The 17,818-nt window shown below is 67.6% G+C and carries 18 protein-coding genes and 2 pseudogenes; 11 read left to right on the forward strand and 9 right to left on the reverse strand.

The window, feature by feature from the left end:
• The first annotated feature begins 399 nt into the window (after positions 1-399).
• A complete protein-coding gene (locus tag ACH4TV_RS31695) occupies positions 400-981 on the forward strand; it encodes a YdeI family protein (protein ID WP_398404166.1) in 582 nt (193 codons plus the stop codon).
• A gap of 235 nt (positions 982-1,216) precedes the next feature.
• A complete protein-coding gene (locus ACH4TV_RS31700; protein WP_398404168.1) occupies positions 1,217-2,167 on the forward strand; it encodes an alpha/beta fold hydrolase in 951 nt (316 codons plus the stop codon).
• A 653-nt stretch (positions 2,168-2,820) separates the two neighbouring features.
• Here the strand turns inward: ACH4TV_RS31700 and ACH4TV_RS31705 are convergent.
• Positions 2,821-4,317: a vanadium-dependent haloperoxidase gene (locus ACH4TV_RS31705; RefSeq protein ID WP_398404170.1), complete on the reverse strand. Its 1,497-nt coding sequence runs from the start codon at positions 4,315-4,317 to the stop codon at positions 2,821-2,823.
• Between the two features lie 247 nt (positions 4,318-4,564).
• Here ACH4TV_RS31705 and ACH4TV_RS31710 point away from each other — a divergent pair, with 247 nt between their 5' ends.
• Entirely contained in the window at positions 4,565-5,158 is a 594-nt protein-coding gene (locus tag ACH4TV_RS31710) for a hypothetical protein (RefSeq protein WP_398404172.1), read from the forward strand.
• Here the strand turns inward: ACH4TV_RS31710 and ACH4TV_RS31715 are convergent.
• Together ACH4TV_RS31715 and ACH4TV_RS31720 are read right to left on the reverse strand one after the other, a co-directional pair.
• Complete coding sequence (locus tag ACH4TV_RS31715; RefSeq protein WP_398404174.1) at positions 5,059-6,312, reverse strand: MFS transporter; 1,254 nt, start codon at positions 6,310-6,312, stop codon at positions 5,059-5,061. The two genes, ACH4TV_RS31710 and ACH4TV_RS31715, sit on opposite strands and share 100 nt — an antisense overlap.
• On the reverse strand, positions 6,309-7,667 hold the full coding sequence (locus tag ACH4TV_RS31720; protein ID WP_398404176.1) for a rhodanese-like domain-containing protein: 1,359 nt from the start codon (positions 7,665-7,667) through the stop codon (positions 6,309-6,311). The genes ACH4TV_RS31715 and ACH4TV_RS31720 overlap by 4 nt, the downstream gene beginning before the upstream one ends.
• Before the next feature lie 86 nt (positions 7,668-7,753).
• On the opposite strand from ACH4TV_RS31720, the gene ACH4TV_RS31725 reads away from it, so the two are divergent.
• From ACH4TV_RS31725 to ACH4TV_RS31735, 3 genes are read left to right on the forward strand one after another with little or no spacing between them, the layout of a single operon-like run.
• Complete coding sequence (locus ACH4TV_RS31725; protein ID WP_398404178.1) at positions 7,754-8,422, forward strand: ArsR/SmtB family transcription factor; 669 nt, start codon at positions 7,754-7,756, stop codon at positions 8,420-8,422.
• Entirely contained in the window at positions 8,419-9,582 is a 1,164-nt protein-coding gene (locus ACH4TV_RS31730) for a cysteine desulfurase family protein (RefSeq protein ID WP_398404180.1), read from the forward strand. The genes ACH4TV_RS31725 and ACH4TV_RS31730 overlap by 4 nt, the downstream gene beginning before the upstream one ends.
• Positions 9,579-9,896: a sulfurtransferase TusA family protein gene (locus ACH4TV_RS31735; protein WP_398404182.1), complete on the forward strand. Its 318-nt coding sequence runs from the start codon at positions 9,579-9,581 to the stop codon at positions 9,894-9,896. Before ACH4TV_RS31730 ends, ACH4TV_RS31735 begins: the two co-directional genes overlap by 4 nt.
• A 24-nt stretch (positions 9,897-9,920) precedes the next feature.
• On the opposite strand, the gene ACH4TV_RS31740 is transcribed toward ACH4TV_RS31735, so the two are convergent.
• Positions 9,921-10,361 (reverse strand): MarR family winged helix-turn-helix transcriptional regulator, encoded by a 441-nt coding sequence (locus ACH4TV_RS31740; RefSeq protein WP_398404184.1) that lies wholly within the window; start codon positions 10,359-10,361, stop codon positions 9,921-9,923.
• 84 nt (positions 10,362-10,445) lie between these two features.
• Between ACH4TV_RS31740 and ACH4TV_RS31745 the strand changes: the two genes are divergently transcribed.
• Together ACH4TV_RS31745 and ACH4TV_RS31750 are read left to right on the forward strand one after the other, a co-directional pair.
• Entirely contained in the window at positions 10,446-11,108 is a 663-nt protein-coding gene (locus ACH4TV_RS31745; protein ID WP_398404186.1) for a class I SAM-dependent methyltransferase, read from the forward strand.
• Entirely contained in the window at positions 11,105-11,401 is a 297-nt protein-coding gene (locus ACH4TV_RS31750; protein WP_398404188.1) for a spore germination protein GerW family protein, read from the forward strand. Before ACH4TV_RS31745 ends, ACH4TV_RS31750 begins: the two co-directional genes overlap by 4 nt.
• Positions 11,402-11,577: 176 nt before the next feature.
• Here the strand turns inward: ACH4TV_RS31750 and ACH4TV_RS31755 are convergent, their stop codons facing one another.
• On the reverse strand, positions 11,578-12,231 hold the full coding sequence (locus ACH4TV_RS31755; protein WP_398404190.1) for a DUF1326 domain-containing protein: 654 nt from the start codon (positions 12,229-12,231) through the stop codon (positions 11,578-11,580).
• Between the two features lie 232 nt (positions 12,232-12,463).
• Between ACH4TV_RS31755 and ACH4TV_RS31760 the strand changes: the two genes are divergently transcribed.
• Positions 12,464-13,249: a DUF2182 domain-containing protein gene (locus tag ACH4TV_RS31760; protein ID WP_398404577.1), complete on the forward strand. Its 786-nt coding sequence runs from the start codon at positions 12,464-12,466 to the stop codon at positions 13,247-13,249.
• Positions 13,250-13,293: 44 nt separating this feature from the next.
• On the opposite strand, the pseudogene ACH4TV_RS31765 reads toward ACH4TV_RS31760, so the two are convergent.
• Positions 13,294-13,923: pseudogene (locus tag ACH4TV_RS31765) on the reverse strand (cation transporter); the annotation flags it as partial.
• A gap of 249 nt (positions 13,924-14,172) precedes the next feature.
• On the opposite strand from ACH4TV_RS31765, the gene ACH4TV_RS31770 reads away from it, so the two are divergent.
• Positions 14,173-15,135 carry a tyrosine-type recombinase/integrase gene (locus ACH4TV_RS31770; RefSeq protein ID WP_398404192.1) on the forward strand — a complete coding sequence of 321 codons (963 nt, stop codon included), beginning with the start codon at positions 14,173-14,175 and terminating at the stop codon, positions 15,133-15,135.
• Between the two features lie 38 nt (positions 15,136-15,173).
• Here the strand turns inward: ACH4TV_RS31770 and ACH4TV_RS31775 are convergent, their stop codons facing one another.
• The 3 genes and pseudogenes from ACH4TV_RS31775 to ACH4TV_RS31785 all read right to left on the reverse strand — a co-directional run.
• Positions 15,174-15,386 (reverse strand): helix-turn-helix domain-containing protein, encoded by a 213-nt coding sequence (locus ACH4TV_RS31775; protein ID WP_398404193.1) that lies wholly within the window; start codon positions 15,384-15,386, stop codon positions 15,174-15,176.
• Positions 15,383-15,910, reverse strand: a complete 528-nt coding sequence (locus tag ACH4TV_RS31780) for a WhiB family transcriptional regulator (RefSeq protein ID WP_398404579.1) — start codon at positions 15,908-15,910, stop codon at positions 15,383-15,385. Before ACH4TV_RS31780 ends, ACH4TV_RS31775 begins: the two co-directional genes overlap by 4 nt.
• Positions 15,831-16,256, reverse strand: a pseudogene (locus ACH4TV_RS31785) (hypothetical protein); the annotation flags it as partial. The pseudogene ACH4TV_RS31785 and the gene ACH4TV_RS31780, both read right to left, overlap by 80 nt.
• A gap of 278 nt (positions 16,257-16,534) precedes the next feature.
• On the opposite strand from ACH4TV_RS31785, the gene ACH4TV_RS31790 reads away from it, so the two are divergent.
• Positions 16,535-17,677 carry an IS630 family transposase gene (locus ACH4TV_RS31790; RefSeq protein WP_398404195.1) on the forward strand — a complete coding sequence of 381 codons (1,143 nt, stop codon included), beginning with the start codon at positions 16,535-16,537 and terminating at the stop codon, positions 17,675-17,677.
• Positions 17,678-17,818 lie beyond the last annotated feature (141 nt).

Below are 17,818 nucleotides of genomic sequence, written 5' to 3' on the forward strand. Positions count from 1 at the left end.
GCGAAACCCAGTTATATCCCCCGTTTTGTCTGCACACCCCCATCGGCGTTTTGTGCGCACCCATCGGGGGGGGCGGGGGCGGCGGGGGGGGGGGGGGCCCGGGGGGCCCCCCCCCCCCCCGCCACGGGAGTGGCACTACCGCCCAATGGTCACCAGTCCACCGATATTCCAGGGCGGGGTCCCGAAGGTCCCTTGTGGGAGTCGAATCGCCCCAAGCACATCTGTGTCGGTAGCCGCCTTGGCTAGACCCTGCGGTCGGCTCGCCGACCCGCTACGGCAACATCCCAAGCCTGAGGCAAGCAGGGGCGAAGCTCGCCAAGTAGTGAACCGGTCAGGTCGCCTGAGCGGGTCGCTTGAGTAGGTCGCCATCTGTCCTATATGGCCTCTAGTCTGCGGTTTATGCAGAAACACGAGGACGGCGTCGAGATCCTTGTCCCCGCGAGCCCGGCCGAGCTGGAGGCGTGGCTCGAAGAGCATCACGGGGAGAAGGCCGCGCTCTGGGTGAAGATCGCCAAGAAGCATACCGGCATCTCGTCGCTCACCTGGGAAGAGATGGTCGACACGGTGCTCCGCTTTGGCTGGATCGACGGTCAGCGGCGAGGCTTCGACGACTCGTACTTTCTGCAGCGCACGACACCCCGCCGCCCCCGCTCCGCCTGGTCGCAGGTGAACGTCGACAAGGCCGAGGCCCTGATCGCGGCAGGCCGGATGCGCCCCCGCGGCCTGGCCGAGGTCGAGGCGGCGCGGGCGGGCGGCCGCTGGGAGACGGCATACGCCTCGCAGAAGAACGCCACCGCACCACCGGATCTCGTCGAAGCCCTCGACGCGAACCCTGCAGCGCGGGTGTTCTACGACACGCTCGGCAAGTCCGACCAGTTCGCCCTGTACCTCGGCCTGGTCACCGCCCGTACCGAGAAGACGCGGCTGGCCCGCTTGGAGCGGATGGTGGCGTCGATGGCAAGGTCCGAGCGGCCATCATGATCGACCGCTCGGTCAACGCGCAGATCAAGGGCATCAAGGCCCGCGGAGGCTTATAGGGAGCCCCAAGAAGGCGCTGTCACGAAGCGCAACCGTCGTCTCGCGTCTCGGCGATCCCAGTGTCAGACTTTCATTCCGCACAGGGTCCCCCGCGCAAAGAGTTCGTGATTCAACAGCCCGAACTCTTCGGGAACTTCACCTTAAGCCCAATCACCCCGAAAGGCAATAAGGAAACACGATGACCAATTCTAGCGATTTCCCCAAGCCCACCATTGTTCCGGTCAACGGCGTGGAACTCGAAGTCTTCGAAGCAGGACGAGAAAACAAGGGAAAGCCCATCGTGCTCTGCCACGGCTGGCCTGAGCACGCGCACTCCTGGCGTCATCTGATGCCCGTCCTAGCCGCAGCCGGCTACCACGTCATCGCACCGAACCAGCGGGGTTACGGCAACTCATCCCGCCCGGCTGAAGTGACCGACTACGACATCGAGCACCTGTCGGGCGACCTCGTCGCGCTCCTCGACCACTACGGATACGAAGACGCCACCTTCGTCGGCCATGACTGGGGTGCGTTCGTCGTCTGGGGACTGACCCTGCTGCACCCCAACCGTGTGAACAAGGTGATCAACCTGTCCTTGCCTTACCAGGTGCGCGGTGAAACGCCGTGGATCGAGGTCATGGAACAGTTCCTCGGCGGCGACTTCTACTTCGTCCACTTCAATCGACAGCCGGGCGTTGCGGACGCCGTGTTCGATGCGAACACAAGCCAGTTTCTCCGCAACCTCTACCGGAAGAACGTTCCCCCGGCGCCCCCTGAGCCGGGCATGGCGTTTATCAACCTCGCCCTAGCGGAAGCACCGCTCGGTGAGCCTGTCATGAGCGACAGCGACCTGGCCGTCTACATCTCCGGGTTCGAAACGTCGGGATTCACGGGCGGCATCAACTGGTACCGGAACCTCGACCGCAACTGGCACCAACTGGCGGACGTGGACCCGATCATCCAGCAGCCCGCCCTCATGATCTACGGCGACCGGGACCTTGCGGTCCCGAGGTCCGAAACCCTGACAGAGTTCGTGCCCAACGTGGAAGTTGTCGGCCTGGACTGCGGGCACTGGATCCAGGAGGAAATGCCTGAGGAAACAAACCAGCTGATTACCAAATGGCTGGAACAGCAGGATGCCACCTTCTGAGAAGGCGTACCGGGGGCCTCTTTGCGCTCGCCCCATCGAGAGGGTGTCCCGCGCCCGTATCTTGTCGGAAACAGTTCAGCGTGCTCCGGGCCTGGAAGCCATCTCCAGGTTGGAATCGATCGCTCGTACCTGGGCGGTGAGGTATTCGGCCCAGGTGCTGTTGGGGAAGAGCTGGAGATGGGGTCCAGGGTGCTGGTGAGCATCCGGCGGAACTGGGTGAGGCGTTCGCTGATCCAGGCTCGTTCCCACGCCTCCAGTTCGGCCTCGTCCGCGCAGAAGTGGTAATCGCGTTCGCGGGTCCACAGCAGGGGCGGCCATTCGTAGATTCCACCGCCCGCCGGCACCCGCACCACCCAGGCGACCTGACACCACCGCACCACGTCCCGGGCTTCGGCCTGCCCGGCGACGGCCTCGCCCCGTCTCCCGCACCGAATCACCACCGATTCCCCGGCGACATCCCCACCAGCAGCCACCCGCGACGTCCCGCACATTCGGACACCGCATCGAACACAACCCGGAAACGACGGAGATCCCGCCCGAACTTCCGATCGGACGGGATCTCGTCAACCACTCCCGAGCTAACCCAAGAACAGTCGCCCTGGATGCTACCAAGGGGTTCCGCCCCCCGAGCGTCGGCCGGGCCGGTCGAAGCGTCAGACGGTGATGGTGGTGCCGTCGAACCGGCTGAGGGTGAACACCGCGTTCTCCAGCGTGACTTCCTTCGCCTCGCGCAGCACGCAGATGGCGATCTCCTCGCCCAGCCGCACCGCCTCCGTGAAGTCGGTGCGCCAGTGCACGCCGGCCATGTTGCGGCCGGTGGCGATGTTGGCGGCAACCTTGTTGAGCTCCCCGCCGATGGTGAGCCGGCCGGCGTCCGGACCGGTGTACGGCTCCAGGGCGGTGCCGTCGGTGGTGGGCACGACCGGGTCGGGCAGGATGTGCGACTCGTCGAACCATGCCCTGAGGATCGTCACGCACGCTCCGGCCACGGTGGCGTGCCCGGACCCGTACGAGGGGTGGGTCGGGCTGCCCTCGGGAAACGCCTGCGGCAGCAGGTAGCTGCCGTGCTTCTCGAAGACCCGCTTGACGGCGACGGAGTCCAGCACTTCGCCGTCGATCGGGTACTCGCGCTGCCCGCGCAGCTGCTGGTGGACCCGGCCGCCGAACTCCTCCGGCCGCAGCCGCCGGTGCACGTACCACTTCTGGAACCACACGGCTTTCAGGGCACGGGTGGCGACCTCGGTGACGAGCGAGAGGATGTGCGGGCCGCCGTACGTCCCGAAGCCGATCTGGTTGCGGGAGAAGTTGTACGGGTTGCCCGCGTCCACCGGTGCGTTCATGCCGAGCAGGATGAGGGCGGCGTTGAGGTACGCCTCGTACAGCGCGTCGAAGTGGACGTAGTGCGCCAGGTCGCGTGGGGTCTGGATGTACCGCCGGCCCGCGAAGTCCCGCTCGTCCGGCTCGGGTTCGGAGCCGTTCTGCACCTCCAGCCAGTCGCCCCAGGTCGTCAGGTGGTCGACCGGGCGGACCAGGGTGTCCTGGCGCTGCGGGATCAGCAGCGTGCCGTACGGGATGTCCTTGAGCAGGAACTGCGAGAGGTACGGCCCCACCAGGTCGCCCCGGGTGTCGCCGCGGAAGATGGTCTGCGCGGTGACCTGACCGTTCTGCTTGGGCGCCCGGAAGTCCGACAGTCCGCTGAGTTCGGTGGCCGCCTCGGCGACCAGCTCACTGTCACCGAACCGCGTGAACAGCACATCGCGGCACAGCGCCATCCAGTACAGCTCCACCGCCTCGGCGGAGTTCTCCGCACTGTCGATGCGCGGTGCCGGCCGGATGGCCAGTGCCTGGGCGTCCGGGCCCTGAAGGTCGAAGGATGCGCCGGCCTGCGGATTGACCAGTTTGCGGGTGTCGCCGAGCGGGATCCGCTCGAAGTCCTCGTAACTGCCGGTGGCCAGCGCCCGGCGCAGCAGATGGTAGGCGGCGGGGTCGACCTCGCCGAACTTGTTGTGCGGCAGCCCCTTGGAGTAGTTGGCCACGAACGGGTGGTCGGTCTCCTCCCCGTTGGCGGCCTGGACCGGGACGTGCCTCTCGAACTCGGCCTCGGCCGCCCGGATCCGCGCCTCGCGCGCGGCAAAACGACGATCACTCATACGATCCCCCGTGTTTCCGATGGAACAGGTGCGAAATGCACCACAAACTATGAGACGCCAGGGATCACAGGATCGTTGTAGAAAAGGCAAGCAATCGCAATTATCTGCACATATGCGACGGAGGCTTCCGGATCGGGTCGGGACGACACCCGCCGTTCCGGGGGAACCGGTCGACGCCGCGCCGACACCGCTCGCCGGGTCCCTGCCGCCAGTCCGGTCGTGCCAGGCCCCATGTGCGCATGCCGACGTGGTCGCCGCTGCCAGGGTTGGTGAAGCACCGTCGGGGTCGGTCTCTCGCCTCTTCGGGGGTGTTGCCGCGCTGGTCGGCCTCGGCTCTGTCATCGAGGTGTCCTCGGCCGCGGCGGTCGCCTGGCAGTTCTCCGCGCGCGATCACGCCGTACGCGAGGCGCGGGAGAAGGCGGCACTGCGGATCATCGCCGGCTCCTTCTTCGTTCGCGCCGCCTACGTCACTGTGGATGCCGTGCGGGCTCCGGCAGGGACGAGGGAGACGAACCGCTCGATTCCCGGGATCGTTCTCGCGGCCCTTTCGCTGGCAGTGATGCCGGTCCTGTCCACCTCCCAGCGCCGGGCCGGGCGGGAGCTGGGCTCCGCCTCCGCCGGGGCCGATTCGAAGCAGACGCTGCTGTGCACCTACCGGTCTCCGGCGCGGCGGCGAAGACCGAGGGCGTGTGCGGGTGCCGGGCCGGGTGCGAGCGCTGTTGACCGATCCGTCGTACGCCCTCAGGTGCGCGGATGGGTCTCGTACATCCGGATCGCGACGACGAGGCCGGAGGCGGCGGTCAGGGCGGCGACGGCCCAGATGGCGGTGGTGAGGCTGTAGGCGTCGGCGAGGATGCCGGCGAGCAGGGCGCCGACGGCGAAGCCGCCGTCGCGCCACAGGCGATAGACGCCGACGGCGCGGGCGCGCCAAGCGGGGTGAGCGACGTCGCCGATGACAGCGAGGAGGGTCGGATAGACCAGTGCGGTGCCGATGCCGAGCAGGATCTGGGCAGTGGCCCAGACGGAGAAGGTGGTTCCTGCGGCGACGAGGGCGATGGCGGCGGCCTGGAGCAGCATGCCCGCGGTGATGAGGTGTTTGCGTCCGATGTGGTCGGACCACCAGCCGGTGAGCATCTGGCCCGCTCCCCACACAGCAGGGTAGAGGGCGGCGAGGACTCCGATCTGGGCGATCGAGAGGCCGTGGGAGGCGAAGAGCAAGGGGAAGATGCCCCAGGCGAGGGCGTCGTTGAGGTTGTTGACCATGCCGGCCTGGCTGGCGGCGGACAGGGCCTTGTCACTCAGGCTGGTGAGGCGGGCGATCTGGCCGGTGGTCAACTCGGCTTCTGAGCCTGGTTGTTGGGGGTTCTGGGCGGCCTCGGTGCGAGCGTGTTCGCGGGTCTCGCGGACGGCGAAGGTGGACAAACCCAGGGCCAGGACGGCATAGGCAGCGCCGAGGAGGAACGGTTCGGGGCGCAGTCCGGCGTGTTCGGCGATGGCGCCGGTGGCCATGGCGGTGGCGGCGACCGCGACGTAACCGGCGGCTTCGTTGAAGCCCATGGCCAGGCCACGGCGTTCCGGACCCGCCAGGTCGATCTTCATGATGACGGTGGTGGACCAGGTCAGGCCCTGGTTCATGCCGAGCAGGACGTTGGCGGCGATGATCCAGCCCCAGGTCGGGCCCCAGGCCAGCATGGCGGGCACGGGCAGGGCGATCAGCCAGCCGGCGATCAGGACCGGCTTGCGACCATAGCGGTCGGACCAAGTGCCTGCGAAGAAGTTGGTGATGGCCTTGGTGGTGCCGAAGGCCAGGATGTAGGTGAGGGCGGCGGTGTAGGCGGACAGGTGGAAGACGTCGTCGGCGAGCAGCGGCAGGACGGTGCGTTCCTGGCCGAGCATGCCGCCGACCAGGGCGTTGACCGCGACCAGCAGGGTGAACTGGGCGAGGTTGGCGCGCAGTCCCAGCCGTATGCCGCCGGGGGTGGCTGTGGCTGTCACTCGCCTGCCTCCAGAGCGCGGCCGGTGGCCTTGGCCCAGTCGGCCGGTCCACCGTCCAGGACGGCGAGGTCGTCGTGTCCGGCGCGTGCGAGGAGGCTGGCGGCGGTCATGGCACGCTCGCCGTGCCCGCAGGCGATCACGGCCCCGGCCGGTGCCTCATCGGTACGGGCGCTCAGTTCACCGAGTTCGATGCCGACAGCCCCGGGGATGTGTTCGGCGACGTGCTCGGCCCGCTGCCGGATGTCGAGGACCGACCGATCGGCGATGCGGTCGGCGGTGAGCAGGTCGACGGTCCGCTGCTCCCCGCCGTCCGCCTGCCAGGCGGCCATCTCCAGATGTCCGGCCAGCCGCTCGTATCCGATCTTCAGGGCCTGCCAGGTGAGTTCGGCGAGGTCCTGGCCGGGAGCGGTGACGAAGACGAGCGGGGTGTCGTCGGGCAGCAGCCAGCCGAGCCACGTGGCGAACTGGTCGCGCAACGGGATGGAGATCGCGCCGGGCATGTGGCCCTGGGCGAAGTCCGTGACGGGGCGCACGTCGATGATCTGCGCGCCTTCGCCCAGCAGTTGGCGCGTCTCGGCCGCCGAGAGCGCGGCGAGCGTGGGGGCAGCGTCGAAGACCGCGGGCCCGCGCCGGTTGATCTCGCCCAGGCGGTCGAAGTAGGCCGGGTAGGAGCCGAGGCTGCCCAGCAACTGCCGTACGAAGGTGTCCTCGTCCGGTACGGCGAGCAGGGCGTTGGCCCGCCTCTGGGCGCCGATGGTGGTCGTGCGTTCGGCGCCGGGCGGGGCGGAGCAGAAGGAGCCGGCGCCGTGGGTGGGCCACACGGCGGTCGCGTCCGGCAGCCGGGTCAGGCGCCGTAGTGAGTGGTACTGGGCGCGGGCGAGTTCGTCCGCGCGCTCGGCGCCGAGCAGGTCGGTGCGGGCGGCGGAGCCGACGATGAGGGATCCGCCGGTGAAGACGCCCAGCTCGCGGGTGCCGTCCAGGAGGAGGAAGGACAGGTGCTCGTCGGTGTGTCCGGGGGTAGCCAGGGCCCGCAGGGTCAGCCCGCCCAGGTCGGTCTCGTCGCCGTCGGCGAGCGCGGTGTGCGGGAACGCGCGGTGTCCGGCGGCGGAGGCCAGGACCATCGCGCCGTCGTCGGCGGCGAGCTGGAGCGCGCCGGTGAGGAAGTCGGCGTGCAGGTGGGTGTCGGCGGCGTAAGCGACGCTCAGCCCGCGCCGCTCGGCGGCGGTGCGCAGGGCACGCAGATCCCGGCTCGCGTCCACCGCCAGGGCGCGCCCGTCGCCCAAGTCGACGAGGTAGGCGCTGTTGCCCAGCCCTTCGTCGACCAGCGGTATCAGGTGATCGTCGGCGAAGCCCATCAGGTCCTCCTGGTGTCACGGTAGGTGCCGGGTGGTCATGGCGCCCGCCCACAGATACAATATTCCATGGATTTATGGAGGATGCCATGGGAGACCCCGCACGCAAGTCGGCGCTGTACGACGCCTTCGCCCACACCGGTAAGGCGCTGAGCAGTGGAAAGCGTCTGGAACTGCTCGACCTGCTGGCCCAGGGCGAGCGCACCGTCGACGCCCTCGCCAAGGCGGCCGGGCTGAACCTGACCACGGCCTCCGCGCATCTGCAGACCCTCAAGCAGGCCGGGCTCGTGTCCACCCGCCGTGAGGGTGTGCGCATCCACTACCGGCTGGCCGGAGACGACGTCGCAGCCCTCTATGCCCTGCTGCGCCGGGTCGCCCAGACCCATCAGGCAGGTGTCGAGGCCGCCCGCACCGCCTACCTCGGGGACGACCAGCCGCAAGGCGTCGGGCGCGAGGAGCTGCTGGCCCGCGCGCAGGAGGGCGAGGTCGTCGTCCTGGACGTGCGGCCTGCCCAGGAGTACGCCGCCGGGCACATCCCCGGAGCGCTCTCCATCCCGGTGGAGGAACTCGCCGACCGGATCGCCGAGTTGCCCGCAGACGCCGAGGTCGTCGCCTACTGCCGTGGCGAGTACTGCGTCCTGGCCCACGATGCCGTACGACTGCTCAACGCCCGCGGGAGGCGAGCCGTACGGCTGTCCGACGGCATGCTGGAGTGGCGCCTCGCCGACCTGCCCGTGACCACCGGAGAAGCCGCGTGATCCCCGCACACCCGGGACTACGGGGCGGGCCGGTCTATCTGGACTACAACGCCACCACCCCTGTCGACCCCCGGGTGGTCGAGGCGATGCTGCCTCACCTGGGGCATTACTTCGGCAACCCCTCCAGCAGCCACTCCTACGGCAATGAGCCCCGCCACGCGCTCGATCAGGCACGCGCACAGGTCGCCGCCCTGATCGGGGCCCGGCCCAGCGAGATCGTCTTCACCGGCTCCGGCTCGGAGGCCGACAACCTCGCCCTCCGGGGCGTCGTGCTGTCTGCCAGGACCGACCGCCCGCATGTGATCACCCAGGTCACCGAGCACCCGGCCGTTCTGGAGACCTGTCGCGCTCTGGAACATCTCCACGGCGTCGAGGTGACGTACCTGGCGGTGGACGGCGACGGCCTGGTCGACCCGGCGGCGCTCGCCGCCGCCCTCACCGAGCGCACCGTCCTGGTCTCGGTCATGGCCGCGAACAACGAGACCGGCGCCCTCCAGCCCATCGCCGAACTGGCCCGCATCACCAGCGCCCACGGGGCGCTCTTCCACTGCGACGCCGCCCAGGCAGCCGGGAAAATCCCCATGGGCGTACGGGAGTTGGGCGTCGACCTGCTGACGGTCGTCGGCCACAAGATGTACGCACCGAAGGGCATCGGCGCCCTGTACGTCCGCCAAGGCGTCGCCCTCGAAGCGCTTGTCTACGGCGGCGGCCAGGAGCACGGCCTGCGCGCCGGCACCGAGAACGTCGCGCTCGCCGTCGCGCTGGGCGCGGCCGCCGAACTCGCCGCCGCCGAACTGGCTGACGGCACACCGGACCGCATCGCGGCGCTCCGGGACAGTCTGCACCGGCGCCTGGCCAACGCCTTGCCCGGCTGCGTCCACCTCAACGGACTCCCGGACGAACGCCTGCCCAGCACGCTGAACGTCAGCATCGACGGCGCGCTCGGGCACGAACTCCTCGCCGCCGCACCCGGCCTCGCGGCCTCCACCGGATCGGCCTGCCACAGCGGCACCCACACCCCCTCGCCCGTCCTGACCGCCATGGGCCTCGATGCGGACCGCGCGCTCGGGGCGCTGCGGCTGTCCCTGGGCCGCTGGAGCACACCCGAGGACATCGAAACGGCGGCAACCGCGCTGCTCAAGGCGGCTGCCGCGCTGTGAGAAGGGCCTCCGCTGCCGCCGACATCACGGTCGACGGCACCGGCCTTCTCTGCGTCACCCTCCTGCTGAGGCTGTGCACCCGTATCGGCGGTGCCGAGCCCGGCTCGGTCGTCCACGTCATCGCCACCGACCCGGCCGCCCCGCTCGACCTGCCCGCCTGGTGCCACATGACAGGCCACACCTACCTCGGGCCCGTCCTGGACCCAGACTTGGACCGGGACGTGTACGCGCTCCGCCTGACGGCCGACGCGCTGGCCACCCGGCCCGACGCGCCGTGGCACCCGGGCGGCCGACAGGACGGGGCCCAGGGCTGAGCGCGGCGACGGCATCCGGCACGCTCACCCCATCGCCCGCAACCGCTCGATCACGACCTCCAGCTCGCCCTGGAACGCCTCCAGTTGCGTGGCGGGCATGTCGCCGAACAGCTCGGCGGCCATGGAGGTGCGGCTGCCCCGCAGGGCATTCGTGACCGTACGGCCCTTCGCGGTCAGGGACACCAGGGTCGCGCGCCGGTCGCTCGGGTGTGCCTCGCGGGCCACCAGCCCGTCGGCCTGCAGGGCGTCCAGCAGTCCGGTGACATTGCGCGGGGTGACCCCCAGCCGTGCGGCCAGCGCCCGCTGGGTCATCGGCCCGTCGTGCAGCAGGGCCCACAGCAGGCCCGCCCGGGCCGTCGTCAGCCCGCGCTCGGCGACGCCGCGCGCCATCATCGCGCCGAGCACCTCGGCCAGTTCGAAGAGCCGGTCCAGCGAGACGCTGGCGGGCGCGTCCTCCCCGGACATATCGTGAAGTGACTTCACTATGTAGTACCTCCGCAAATCATGGTATCCCGGAGGCACTGCCGCAGAGGAAGACGGTGACCAGCAATGACCCAACAGATGAAGCAGCATCCGGTCTTCGCCCGCTTCTACGCGAAGGTCGCCGGCCCGGCCCTGGAGAAGGCCGGGATCACGGAGCACCGCAAGCGCCTGCTGTCCGGTCTGTCCGGCGAGGTCATCGAGATCGGCGCGGGCGACGGGCTGAACCTTGCCCACTACCCGGACAAGGTGACCCGGCTCCTCGCCGTTGAGCCCGAGCCGCGCCTGCGCGCGTCGGCCGAGCAGCGTGCCCGTACGGTCACCGTCCCGGTGGAGGTGGTGGACGGGCGAGCCGAGCAACTGCCCGCCGAGGACGCGTCGTTCGACGCGGCCGTCGCCTGCCTGGCCCTGTGCTCCGTGGCCGACCCGCACGCCGCGCTCGCCGAACTGCACCGGGTACTGCGACCGGGCGGACAACTGCGCTTCTTCGAACATGTCCAAGCCGACTCGCCCGCGATGCGGCGGGTGCAGCGCGTGGTGGACGCCACCATCTGGCCGCTGCTGATGGGCGGCTGCCACACCGGCCGTGACACCCTGTCCGCCATCACCGCGGCCGGGTTCACCCTCACCGCGGTCGACGGGTTCGCCTTCCCCGAGACCCGCCTCCCCTCGCCCGCCGCCACCCATATCCTCGGCACCGCGGAACGCAGCCAGACGGGAGGCACCGCATGACCACTCAGCCCGCCGGCCCGGCCGGGGAGCCGAGCGCGGCCCACGCTTCCGTCACCTTGCTGGAGCGCCTCGCCGAGCTTCTCGGCGGCCGGGCCTGCGTCACCGCCTTCTACGGCGAGCCGACCACGCGGGACGGCATCACCGTCATCCCGGTCGCCAGGGTCGGCTTCGGCTTCGGCTTCGGCGGAGGCGCGGGCCGCGAGGTCGGCGCCACCAAGACCGGCGAGGGCGGAGGAGGTGGGGGTGGGGTGAAGGCGCGCCCGACTGATGCCACGCGATGCTGTTGTGCCTGATCAGACCACCTGCGTCGTGCTGAGCGCCGGTATCTCGTGCTGCACCGTCCAGAGTCGTCCGGCCACTCCTTGGCCACTTCCCGCAGCCCTGGCCCCGCTTCCTCGCCTGCACCACACGGTTGTCAGACTCCCACAGACCGCTCAGCCCTACCACGGCATGATCGAAGAGGCGGGCTTCAGGTCGGACCCGACCAGTCGAAGGTGATGTGCTTGCTGGACTGACCCTCCCTGCTCCAGTGGAAGCCGAAGGCGTCGGCGCGGTCCGCGGTCGCGCGGCCCCAGGTCGCGACCTGCCCCGGACCGGTCTCCGATCCCGGCAGGTTGGTGGACTGCACACGCGCCCCCTCGGGTGTCGTCGGTCCGGTGAGGGCCATCGCACTCGCCTCGACCCGGCCCGGAACGGTGGCCCTCCAACCGCCGAGGTCCTCGTCGACCTGCACCTCGATGGGGGCAAAGTCCATGCCGCGCATCTCGGCTCCGAACATGCTGATCATTTCGGCGGGCCAGCTGCCGGCCTGACCGCCAAAGATCATCTGCAGTGCCTCGCGCTGCGCATCGTCGGCCCTCTCGTCAAGGAAGACGGCCCCGTACGCATCGGAGTGCTCGGCCCACACGTTGCCGACGAACGAGCCGAGCATCAGTACGTTGAGTCCGTCCAGCGGCACATCGCCGTAGCGCCCCTCGCGTACATGCCAGGCTAGGACTCCTTCGCAGTCACCGTAGGTGGGCGGCTGTGCGAACGAGCAGGGGCACGGCACATTGCACTTACAGGTGTCGAACCAGTCCCCGGACGCATGCCACCTCGGAACAGACTTCGCGGTCTCCGTCATGTCCTCGCCTCCTCGCGACCCGCACCGGGTGAATCAGGTGGTCGGCAATCTCGCGGGGAATACACCGCCGTGGGACACCGCTCCGCTCGGTGACACGGGCCATCACTTCCATCCTCCTCCCTGCGCCGCAGGAGAGCCAAGGCGTCCGGGACGGAGCAGATGCCTCGCCGGCGGCCGCTTTCTGTGGTGACCTGGAAGCGTGTTCCGTAACCGGGCATCCCTCTCCGCGCCCATGCGGCCGGGCAATCTCCTTCCTGCCCGGGAGATGGCCCTCGCCTGGTCCCTCATGCTGCTGCTCGCCCTGCTCGCGTGGCTCCTCGTGGTCGGGCAGGCCGGCGACACGGAGATGGGGCCAGGGACGATGGGCCTCGGCCTGCCGCTGTTCCTGCTGCTCTGGGTGATCATGATGGCCGCCATGATGTTCCCGTCCGTGTCGCCGGTGGCCATCACCTGGGTCCGGGCCATCGGCCGTCAGTCGTCCGGCGCCGTTCGGGCAGCGCGGACCGCGCAGTTCGTGGGCGGATACCTGATCGCCTGGACGGCATTCGGAGTCGTGGTTTACGGGATCCTCACGGTGACCGGCAACCTGGTCGACAGCCACCCCGACGCCGGGCGCTGGATCGGCGCCGGAGCCTTTCTGCTCGCCGGACTCCATCAGCTCAGTCCGCTGAAGAACGTGTGCCTGCGCCACTGCCGAAGCCCCATGGGGCAACTCGTGCGCTACGCCGGCTACCGGTCGCACGCCCGCGATCTGCGGGTCGGGGCCCACCACGGGCTCTACTGCGTGGGCTGCTGCTGGGGGCTCATGGTCGTCCTCGTACCGCTGGGCACCATGAACATCGCGGCGATGGCCGGACTCGCGGTCGTCATCTTCATCGAGAAGCTGTGGCGGCTGGGACCGGTGTTCAGCACGGCGGTCGGTGTCGTGTTCCTGGTCCTGGCCGCGCTGGCCCCGTTCCAGAGCTGGCTTCTTCCAGGACTGGAACATTCGGGGCCGTCGATGCGACCGATGACTTAGGTGACTGACGGGTTGATCAGCCTCAGCGGCCGGCCACCTGCGGTTCAGCAGCAGTCGCATCCCGAGCCGCAACCGCACGCGTCCGCTTCCTGGATCGGAACCGGGATCGAGACTGCCGGGGTCACGCAGCACCCCTTGCCCTGCCAGGCGTCGAGGCCTTCCTTGACCGCGATGGCGGCGATGACGAGAGCCGCGATCGGGTCGGCCCACGACCAGCCGAGAACAGCGTTGGCGACCAGGCCGACGAGCAGGACGGCGGAGAGGTAGGTGCACAGCAGGGTCTGCTTGGAGTCCGCGACCGCGCTGGCGCAACCCAGTTCACGTCCGGCCTTGCACTGGGCAGCGGACAGGAACGGCATGACGGCCAGGGACAGGGCGGCGATCACGATGCCGGGGATGGAACGGTCGGCCTCGCCGGTGCCGGTCAGGGCGCGGACGGCGTCGAGGGTGACGTACCCGGCGAGCGCGAAGAACGACACCGAGATGATCCGCAGCGTCGTCTTCTCCCGCACCTCGCGTACCGCGTGCTCGCGGGCGGAGAACTGCCAGGCGACCGCGGCGGCGGAGGAGACTTCGATGATCGAGTCGAAGCCGAAGCCGATCAGCGCGGTGGAGGAGGCGATCGTTCCCGCGGTGATCGCGACGATCGCCTCGATGACGTTGTTGATCAACGTCTCTTAGTTTGGCGCGGCCGCAGGTCAGGACCATGCTGAGGGCCCCTTGGTCAGCAAGCTCCCAGCAAGAGTCAGGAGACGTGCACGTTGGCGACCCAACTCGTCCGTGGAATGGGTAGTTCGTACAAGAGTTGCGCCTGCTCGCGCAAGAGCCGATGCTCCCACCCATACGTCATTCGCTACCGTGATGCTACGGGACGTCAGCGCGAGGAGACCGGCTACGCGACGCAGGCGAGCGCACTTGAGCGCTTGAGCAAGATCTACGACGAGAAGCGCAATACACCGCCCCAACAGGCGGAACTCAGGCGCATGATCGGGAATGAGCGTTTCGCTCCTTACGCGTCCAAGTGGCTCACTCGGCAACGCCACTACGCACAAGGCAGCGTTCGCGCAATCAATCAAGTACTCAACAGCCTTGTCTTCCCGGCCCTCGCATCGCGCCGGATGCATTCGTTCACATCAACAGTGGTCGAAGACTTCATCATGTCGATGGAGGAGAGAAGTGTAGGTCTGGCCTCACAACAGAATGCGTTCGACATCCTTCGGAAGATTCTGCTTGACGCCCGTCGACGAGGCGGCATAGCCGAAGATCCCATCAGCGGAGTCATCCCACCTGAGTACATACCTCGAAAGATCACCATCCCAACGGTGGACGAAATCAATGCCCTCAAGGACGTCGGCAGCGCCGAGTTGGGTGTCATCATCAACCTGATGTCCGGCAGTGGACTACGGAACGGCGAGGCGTACGCCGCCAATACAGAGCGTATGGTCGCGGATGACGTCTACCGCATCACCGAACAAATAGACGGTGTCACTCGTAAACCGGCACGACTCAAGCATCGAAAACACGGAGAGTTCCGGGAAACTCCAATGCCGGAGTCCGTCCGCGAATCACTCCTCAGGTTCGTGAAGGACCACGGAGTGGACGCGAACGGGTATCTGCTCCGGACGCAGCGCTCCCCCCATTGGGCGCACACAACTCTCCAGTACCAGTGGGGCGCCGCGAAGAAGCGAGCAGGAATCACCAAGCCGCTGACCGCCTACTCTCTGCGCCACTTCTTCGCCTCCAACTGCCTATCCAGCGGCATCCCCGTCACAGATGTAGCTGAGTGGATGGGTCACAAGGACATCAACATGACCTTCAAGATCTACCGCCACCTCATGCCGGCCTCTATCGGCCGGGCTGCGAAGCTCCTCAACAAGGGTCTGTAGACAGGAAGAGGGGGCCGGGATGAATCCCGGCCCCCTCTTCAGGAGACTCTCTGCTGCCGCGCCCAACTGTCCAGGTCTTCGACCTTGAACCGAAGCTTTCCGCCAAAGTAATAGCGAGGAATCCCATGACGTCTGGACTCGCGGTACATCCAGCGCCGACTCAGACCGAGATGCGTAGCTGCTTGACCAACCCCCAGGTATGAGCAGTCGTTTTCTTCGCTGTCGGTACAGCGAGAATCATTTTCCCTCATGAAGGGATCGCCTCACAGATACTTCGGAAAGTTGAAGGCGATCCAGCGTTGGCAAGGGCAACAACCCTCCGCTCTCGGCGCAGGAGCTTCTTCACATGCCCGTCCGACACCTTGAGAACCTGGGCAAGCTTCAGGGTTGGTGCCCCCGACTCGACAGCGCGCCGGATCAGATCCTCCCGCTCTCCCTTGGTGAGGTACACATCCTTCCCCGAGAGAGCAGCAGAAACCCGTTCAGGATCGCGTCGGAGGTCGAAAAAGTGTCGAGCAACCTTCCGTTCAGACTCGGTCATCCCACCGCGGATGCCGCTCGCGTCACCAACCTCCAGAGCCGCTTCCAGGCACGCACTCCTGACCTGGCAGCCCGAACAAATCCGCTTCGCCAAACCGATCCGCTGTTCATCCGCAGTCGGCCCGGGAAAGAAGAGATCAGCATCTCGCACTACCTCAATGGACCGTGCACACGCAGCGCTGTCCTGCCAGGTTTGGTCTCCTCTGACTCGGGGCTCGGTGCTCCCTACGTGCATCCCTGGCACTACCCACTCCGTCGCTCTCGTTAGACCACGGGCCGCATGCGGCCCAACAGATGACGCAAGCATCCGCAGAAGCACCGGTTTCGCTAACCGGGAGTCCTGGGCTATCTTGCCGCTGGCCATACGAGTGCGAAGGTGTTGCTGTACGGCTTGTCCAGGTCCATTGCCACGAATCTTTGACACGGGCTATGTCGGCTGGGGCCAGGGGAGTTGATGTCGTTTCGAGTGCTGTCTCGTAGGCGATGGGACTGCGTTGCCCGAGGCTGCAGTGGCGGCGTCGGGTGTTGTAGCGGTGCAGCCAGCGGAACAGGTCGAGGCGGGCTTCGCGCTCGTCGGCCCAGCCCCTGCGGCCCTGGAGTGTCTCCCGCTTGCAGGTGGCGTTGAAGGACTCGGCGAGTCTGCGAAGGCAAGATACGCCGCGAAGCCATTCGCTGCCTCAAACGCTACGTCGCCCGCGAGATCTACCAGGCGATCGTCACGCTCCGACCGAATATGAACAAGTCAAGATCAACTGTTTGACATCCATAGGGCATCAACTCGCGATCGTCTATCGCTCTGCAGCCGTGCTGGCTGCGATCATCGCCTGGCTACGGAGTGAGAGACACGACCTAGTGTCTCGTGATCCTGTTGGTGGAACCTGTGGTCGTCCTGATCGTTGAGCCCGGTATGGATCTCTCCTCTGAACAGATGGCTGATCTGCGGGAGTTGGCGAACTCTCGTCACGTGACGGCTGATGTGGCGCTGCGTGCGCGGATCGTGCTGTGGTCCGGCGAGGGACGGCGGCGTAAGGACATTGCCGAGTTGGCCGGGGTGTCGCCGGTGACGGTGGACCGGTGCAAGGCCCGTTATGCCGCCCAGGGGTTGGCCGGCTTGGAGGAGAGGCGCCGCGGGGGCGGACGCGATCAGGTGCCGCCGCAGACGCGGGGCCGCGTGATTGCGTTGACGAAGATGACTCCGCCGACGGATTCGGGGCTGTCGCACTGGTCCACGCGGACGCTGGCCGATCACTTGAAGCGGCGCGAGGGCATCTCGGTGTCCTGGCACTACGTCGCCCGTGTCTGGCGGGAGGAGAATCTCAAGCCGCACCGGAACGGCACCTTCAAGATTTCGAAGGACCCAGCGTTCGCGGACAAGGTCGCCGATGTCGTCGGCCTGTACCTGGCCCCGCCCGGCGGCGCGGTGGTGCTGTCCATCGACGAGAAGACGCAGATACAGGCGCTGGACCGGACGCAGCCGGTGCTGCCGGTCGCCTTCGGCGCGGGCGAGAAGCGCACCCACGACTACGTGCGGCACGGAACCACCAACCTGTTCGCCGCCCTCAATGTCCATACCGGTGAGGTGACCGGCGAGTGCCAGCCGAGTCGGAACGGGGCGGACTTCCTCGCCTTCTTGAAGAAAGCGACCAAGCCGCACGACGGCAAGGAGATCCATGTTGTCCTGGACAACCTGTCTACCCACACCACGCCGGAGGTGAAGGCATGGCTGAAGAAGAACCCGCACATCCGCTTCCATTTCACTCCCGTCGGTTCCTCGTGGTTGAACCAGATCGAGATCTGGTTCGGGATCCTGACCCGACAGTCCATTCGCCGGGGCACGTTCTCCAGCGTCAACGTCCTGGTCAAGCAGATCCGCGACTACATCAACTCCTGGAATCAGGACGCGAATCCGTTCAGCTGGACCGCGTCCGCCGAGGAGATCCTCGCGAAGGTCCGCCTCGTCCAAACCAACATGAAGAAACTCGTCAATAACAACTCAAACTGACACGATCAGGATCACGAGACACTAGTCGTCCCGGCGAAGCCGTCGAGGTTAGAGGGCGGTATGAGACTACATACGGGTTTTGTCGTCACCTGAACGTATGACGGTGCGGCATCCCGGCCGGTCGGCGGCCATGGGCATGTT

The sequence above is a fragment of the Streptomyces sp. NPDC020898 genome (assembly GCF_044333925.1).
Taxonomy (GTDB): Bacteria; Actinomycetota; Actinomycetes; order Streptomycetales; family Streptomycetaceae; genus Streptomyces.